Raw genomic sequence first — 6,785 nt, 5'->3', positions numbered from 1 at the left:
AAGTCTTTCCGTGAGGGCATAGGAGTCAGGAGTCAGGAGTCAGGAGTCAGGAGGAGATTGGAAAATTTCTTTGCCATCTCTTGAAATCCCAAAAAATGCACACTTTTTCCGGTATACCCTTCAAAACCCTTGCACTAATTTCTGTGTTTATCAGCCTCTAACCTTTGATATATCAAGGTTTTAGGTTTATTCAACAAACCCTAAGTAGGGTTTGCTCAAAAAGTTATCTGTGAGGGGCTAGGAGTATGGCTCACAAAGTGCAAGCTTTTTGAGGATCATAGCACCTAAAACCAGGCGGGCAGCGCCGCAATGATATCAATTAATCTGCATCTCGATTTCTAGCTGATTTTGTTGATTTACCACCAGCATTGCGAACATTCATAACTTTACTCAGTAAATCAAACCAAAAGGGCGCTCCCATTGCAATAGCTACACCACTGACTATCCAACCAGATAACATGGTTAATAAACTGATTATAGGTACGCCATTGATCTTCGTTGGATTCCAACCAATTTGATCTTCTAAGTTTTCATTTGTCCAACCTATTGGTAAACTAATTTCCTCTAAAATCTCCTTAGTGTCAATATTTTTGAGGTTGGCAGGATCAGATTGTTGATCTATAGTTTGCACAGCTTTATAAACAATTGCTTCTCGCAAAACTGTATCTTTTGATAAGCGATCAATGATATGAAATGTATCAGCATTAGCACCAAAAGCGAGGAGAATACCAATTAAAATAGCGACTCCTTTAGCATTTCGTTTGTAAACACCACCTGCTCTTTGCATAGAACTATCAAAAGAATTCTCAATTTCTCTCCGTAATATTTCAATACCTTCCTCTGTACTTTTAGCCTTGTATTGCGCTCGCTTGGCTATGTTAGCAATATTTCTCTTCATGCCATCTGGTAAGGTATCTATTAATTCTTTAATGGTTTTATGGCTTTGACTATTTTTATCTTTTAGAGTGATTTGAATTTCCTCAACAACAGTATTACTTGTATCTAGTAATTGGACAATTTCGTTCATGTTAGGTTTTAAACCACCGATGATAATTGCTTCTTCAACACTGGGAAAAATGTGTTTCTGTAAAGCTTGCAGTCGTTTCCAAGTTTCTATTAGTATGGGATTTTCATTTTCTATATTCGCATGAAAGTTATTGATGTATTTATCCAAGCTATCCTGCATTTGACTAACGCTTGTATCTATATCAAACTTGTACTTTTTAAAATCTTCAACAATTTCTGTATATTCTGAAGTGAGAGTTGCTAAATCATCTTTAATATCCTGGGCAATATACTTTGGTAATTCTGTTTCTTGGATTTGTCTGAGTGAGCGAGTTAAAATTGTTTGTAATTCTTGTAACCTTTGGTTTTTAAATTTTTCTAGTCTTACTTCTGTTAGACTATGGATGATTTGTGGCAGTTGTAATTCTTCTAAAAGACTGGTAGCGAAAGTATCACTCTGAATATAAGAAGGCGCACTTTTATCTTGATTAAAAGTCTTATGATTTACCTGTGATTTATTTATTGTTCTTCCGATCTTACTAGTTATATCACCCATAAACCAAGTGAATTTTCTTGGTAACTGGGATAAAATGCCTTTAGCTTCTTGGTTAATACTTTTAATTAAAGGATTGCTATAAATTTTGTTGACCATATCAATTATATCCTTGGCTTCTGAATTTTTAACATCTCCAGCCAAGAAAATTTCGATTGATTTTTTTAAATGTACAGCACGCCATTGCAGGATTGTAGCAATCAATTCTTGAATTTCGGAAGCTAACAAGCTTAAAATCAGGTAAATAAAAATTAAACCCAGGGCGATATCTAAAATGACAGGTAGGCGCATTTCCCAAACTCCTTCAGCGTAATTGACCAATTTAACCTTGTATTCTTTATATCATTTAATTGGCAAAAATCTTGTTAAATTGTTGAAAAAATAACTAAAAAATTTTTATGCAAAAAATTATTATTTTTCAGAGAAAACTGAGGTAATTTGGGATCTAGCCATTGCTTGTGAAAATAGTTTGTGAAGGTATGGCAAAATTGGAGATTCGCTCTGGTCTCTATGGAATCAAACCAGTGAGTAAAATGATTAGCATAGAATATGCAAGAAGGACGCTATATTGGGACTCATCTAGAAAAACAGCATCGCACCTCTGGCAGATGGATGGATGGACTATGGTTAATAGGATTGCTGTTGGTGGCAATATTGCTGTTTAGCATCAATCTTGGCGGACTGCCGCTCAGAGATTGGGATGAAGGCACTGTGGCACAAGTTGCTAAAGAAATTTTGCGTGCCAAAGCAGGTTCTATGCACTGGCTTTACCCTACCTTGGGAGGTGAACCATACTATAACAAGCCTCCCCTCATGCACTGGCTAATTGCTTGGGCTTACTCCCTGGGCGGTGTGAATGAGTGGACAACTCGCCTACCTGGAGCTATGCTGACAGCCATTTCTGTGCCTTTGCTGTATTGTATTGGTAGAGAAATATTTCGCCTCCGTTGGGCTGCGGTTTATAGCGCCTTGATTTATCTGACGATGTTGCCAGTAGTGCGTCATGGCAGATTAGCAACGCTAGATGGCGTAGTGGTAAGTTTGTTAATGGTGATGATTTTCTGTGTGTTGCGATCGCGCCGAGACTTGCGTTATTGTCTTGGTGTCGGTATCAGTTTTGGGCTGATTTGCCTAACTAAAGGCATAGTGGGCATATTTTTAGGTGCTATTGTTGTAGTTTTTCTCTTTTGGGATACACCAAGATTACTCACCAGTTACTACCTGTGGACAGGAATCTTCATCGGTATTTTACCAGTATTGGGTTGGTATGTTGCCCAACTACTGCGCTATGGTTATCCTTTCTCTCAAATTGATTTAGACGATCAAACCTGGAATCAGATTGCTGCTGCTAATGGTCAGCCTGAAGCTTCTTGGTATTATTTCCTAGAAATTCTCAAATGGACATGGCCTTGGCTGGTATTTTTACCGCAAACTGTGGGCTTTACCTGGGAAAATCGCAATTTTAGCTGGGCTAAACTCATCCTAGTTTGGATTAGTGTGTATTTACTACTTATTTCTCTGGTTAGCGTCAAACAGCCTTGGTATATTTTACCAATTTATCCCAGCTTTGCTTTAGCCTGTGGTTTCTTTTTAACTCAGAGTGAGAATTGGCGTTTATTCTCATCCTATCCCCGTGCTTGGATAACCAGTTTTGCAGTCTTGGCTTTGGTAGCGTCTGCGGCTAGTATTTATCTAAGTTGGGGCAGTGCAGGTACAACAGACTTGCAGATGATTTTGGCCGCCGTAGCTTTGACTATGACCTTAGCAGCAATTTTGGCAGAACGAGGCGATCGGCAATTTTGGCAAATTTTAATTTGGGGAAGTTATATTTGTTTGTTGTTGTTGATCAAATCTGACTACTGGATGTGGGAACTAGGAGAAGCTTATCCAGTCAAGCCTGTGGCAGCAATGATAGCACGTGCCAATCCAGCAGTTCAGAAAATCTACACATCTTTTCCTTACCCTCGTTCATCCTTGAATTTTTATAGCGATCGCACCATTATTCCTGCTTCCCCCGGCGATCTGCAATATCATTGGCAGTATGATGTGCATCCCTATTTGCTTGTGAATGCTTCTGCTTTAGAAAATCTCCAATTCCCATCTCTTCAAGTAGTGGGAAAATCCGCCGGTTGGCAATTGATTACAAAAGACACTCAGTAAATCATCCCGGCAGGAGGCAGGAGGCAGGGGGCAGGGGGAAGTTAATAACCCAATCACCAATCACCCATCACCAATCACCCATCACCTGTCACCTGTCACTTTCTCACTTCCTGGAAGCAGTTCCTGTTTATACTTTGTGCTGTCCTGTGTGATAGCAATTGTAGTGAATAAAATTGCACCTCCCATAGCTAACGCTAACAAAGAACGTTTTAAAAGCGGCAAATCTCTGATCATCCTGGCTAAAGGTCGGCTTTGACGACGCAACGCCGAGGAGATAAGAATTTTTTTCCAAGTAAACGGATCACGGACGTAGTGACCACTTTTACAAACTACGAGTTTTTCCTGACAATAAGGACAAGTAAATAATCCGATATAAGTTTTAACAGGCTTAGTCCTGTTATTTCTTTGGCAAATCGGACAAGTAACATAATTATTATCAAAGGTGTGTATATTCATCTAGAGCTTCCGCCTAGTCCATTTACTGATTCATTTACGCTGAACATTTCTGAGCATTGATTGACAAAGCTCGAACTGTAACGATAGCAATACCATCATTACTGACGGTAAAGGAGGAATCCCTCAAAGCACGCAACATAATATTACGTGCGCCGTTAGCATCTCTCGGTGTTTGCGCTCCACAATTCGGGCATTGATGCACCTTAGAGCGGCCTAATTTAGAGTGATATTTCTATAACAATAGCTATATTCACTAAGAAGTATGGCTGAAATCAAGTTCTGATCTCAGGAGGTAGTAGGGGCAGGAAGTAGGAGGTAAGAGGCAGGAAAACGAAAAATATTACCTGTTCTCTGTTCCATCTGATAGCTGATAGTGAATACTCAATCTATCTCCCCATCACAACTACTCACTGTGATAACTAACAACTTGTATTAACTAATAATTCTCTCCTATTTCAACTATTCTGATCATAAAAATTTTAACTGCTTGTCTGAGTTGATGAAAACTGTGTAAATGAAGGATATCAACCATACTTGTCTGGTTGCTTAGTCATGGCTCACAATAATAATTAACCAATAAAAAAAATAAATTTTTTCTTACATTTACCCCGTTTTTCCATGACTCTCTTGCCTCCTACACAACTGAGGAAAGTAACTCAGCCAGTTGCCTTTCCCACATCTTCTGCTCGTTTAACTCATCTGATCAATCGTCTTCAGCCATCCCCGGAAACAGTGGTGCTGTTTTTAGCCATGCTCATTGGTGGTGGTACGGGTATGGGTGTGGTCACTTTTCATTATCTCATCCAGTTGATTCATCACTTGATGCTGGAAAATTTTTTGGGACAGATAGGAGTCTGGGGTGGTTGGACTTTAGCTTGTGTTCCTACCCTGGGCGGATTAATTGTAGGCTTAATGCGTTGGCGTACTGAAGATTTTGGACCTGGACTTTCATCTTTAATTGCTTTATCTCAGGGTAGAGAAGTTAAGCAACAATTACGACCTGTTACTAAGATGATAGCTGCTGCTGTTTCTTTAGGTAGTGGTGCATCTTTGGGTCCTGAGGGTCCTAGTGTGGAAATAGGTACTAATTTTGGGGTGTTGTTATCAGATGTACTGCAAGTTTCTCAAGAGAGGCAGCGGTTACTGTTGGGTGCTGGTGCTGCTGCTGGTTTAGCAGCTGGATTTAATGCTCCCATTGCTGGGGTATTTTTTGCTTTAGAGGTGGTTATGGGGGCTACCTCTTTTGCTACTTCTGCCGTTAGTGTGGTCTTACTTGCAGCGGTAGTAGCAGCTTTAATTGCTCAAATTGGTTTGGGTTCTCAACCTGCTTTTGCTTTACCTGCTTATCAAGTTCGCAGTCCTTTAGAATTACCGCTTTATCTGGGTTTAGGTTTGGGTGCAAGTTTGGTAGCTTTGACTTATACACAATCTATTAGTTTAGGTAAAGCTTTTTTTAGCGGACGCTTTCAAGGGTTTCAATTTTTGGGCAAGATTCCTCAACCTATTCAACCAATTATTGGTGGTGTAATAGTTGGTTTAGTTGCTTTGCAATACCCACAAATTTTAGGTATTGGTTATGGAACTGTGCAAGCAATGTTGCAAGATCAAGAGTTTTCCTTGAATTTGTTACTTGTACTTATAGGGTTGAAACTGCTGATGACGGCTGTTAGTTCTGCTAGTGGTTTTGTAGGTGGTTTGTTTGCGCCTGCCATGTTTTTAGGTGCATCCTTTGGATCTGCCTATGCTAAAGTTTTGGCTTTGATAGTTCCCGGAGTTGCTGAATATATGGCTGCTCCTCCAGCTTATGCAATGGTGGGTATGGCTGCTGTTTTGGCGGGTAGTGTGAGAGCGCCTTTAACAGCTATTTTAATGTTGTTTGAATTAACTCGTGACTACCGAATTGTTTTACCTTTGATGGCTGCGGTGGGTTTAAGTGTCTGGTTAGTAGAAAGAATTAAACCAACTGTTAATTCTAATTCCAATCTACAACAGATTGGTCTTTCGGAATTGAAAGATGAGCAAGTGGAAATTGTACAGCAAATTTCTGTGGCAGATGCTATGCACTCTTATCCTAAAAAAATGCCGGCAAATCTTGGGGTTTTAGAAGCTGCTATGGAAATGATCCGCGATCGCTCACCCAGTGCTTTAGTCATTGATGCCAATGAACAATTAGTCGGTATTATTTCTCTGGACGATATTAACCGCACTCTTTCTCTTTGGGAGAATTACCAACATTCTCCTGGTGAAATACAGCCTAATTTTTCTAGTCAAACACTCATAGATGTTTGTACGACTGATATTCTCTATGCTTGGCAAGATGAACCTTTATCTGAAGCTTTAGATCGTATGGCGCTGCGAGGTTTGCATCAGCTACCAGTGGTAGCAAGAAACAACCCCGACTGCATTTTAGGTTTACTCGAGAAAGAGCAAATCGCTTTAACTTGCAATTTAGCAGCTACGCGCAAAGCTTTACAGCACTATTTACCAATGTTGCCAACAACCGATATAGTTATTGGTCATTAGTCTTTGGTGATTAGTGATTGGTGATTGGTGATTGGTGATTGGTGATTGGGGAAGAGGTTTTTAACTGCTGACAACTGATAACCGATTG

4 protein-coding genes are annotated in these 6,785 nt (G+C 39.8%); 2 read left to right on the top strand and 2 right to left on the bottom strand.

Annotation, left to right across the window (positions count from 1 at the left end; translation table 11 throughout):
- Positions 1-319: 319 nt before the first annotated feature.
- Positions 320-1,879 carry a hypothetical protein gene (locus H5968_RS20370; protein ID WP_370569797.1) on the bottom strand — a complete coding sequence of 520 codons (1,560 nt, stop codon included), beginning with the start codon at positions 1,877-1,879 and terminating at the stop codon, positions 320-322.
- A gap of 228 nt (positions 1,880-2,107) precedes the next feature.
- On the opposite strand from H5968_RS20370, the gene H5968_RS20365 reads away from it, so the two are divergent.
- Positions 2,108-3,718: a glycosyltransferase family 39 protein gene (locus H5968_RS20365; RefSeq protein ID WP_187041413.1), complete on the top strand. Its 1,611-nt coding sequence runs from the start codon at positions 2,108-2,110 to the stop codon at positions 3,716-3,718.
- Positions 3,719-3,799: 81 nt separating this feature from the next.
- Here the strand turns inward: H5968_RS20365 and H5968_RS20360 are convergent, their stop codons facing one another.
- Positions 3,800-4,174, bottom strand: a complete 375-nt coding sequence (locus H5968_RS20360) for a hypothetical protein (protein WP_187041412.1) — start codon at positions 4,172-4,174, stop codon at positions 3,800-3,802.
- Between the two features lie 618 nt (positions 4,175-4,792).
- On the opposite strand from H5968_RS20360, the gene H5968_RS20355 reads away from it, so the two are divergent.
- Complete coding sequence (locus H5968_RS20355; RefSeq protein ID WP_187041411.1) at positions 4,793-6,697, top strand: chloride channel protein; 1,905 nt, start codon at positions 4,793-4,795, stop codon at positions 6,695-6,697.
- Positions 6,698-6,785: the final 88 nt, after the last annotated feature.

Source organism: Sphaerospermopsis sp. LEGE 00249 (assembly GCF_014299995.1).
GTDB classification, from domain to species: domain Bacteria; phylum Cyanobacteriota; class Cyanobacteriia; order Cyanobacteriales; family Nostocaceae; genus Sphaerospermopsis; species Sphaerospermopsis kisseleviana.
The sequence above is the reverse complement of the archived record's forward strand: the minus strand, read 5'-3'. Positions and strand labels throughout refer to the sequence as shown.

Bases quoted from the DNA above. Each gene is read 5' to 3' on its own strand.
- H5968_RS20365 (WP_187041413.1), top strand. From the start codon at position 2,108: ATGCAAGAAGGACGCTATATTGGGACTCATCTAGAAAAACAGCATCGC.
- H5968_RS20360 (WP_187041412.1), bottom strand. From the start codon at position 4,174: ATGAATATACACACCTTTGATAATAATTATGTTACTTGTCCGATTTGC.
- H5968_RS20355 (WP_187041411.1), top strand. From the start codon at position 4,793: ATGACTCTCTTGCCTCCTACACAACTGAGGAAAGTAACTCAGCCAGTT.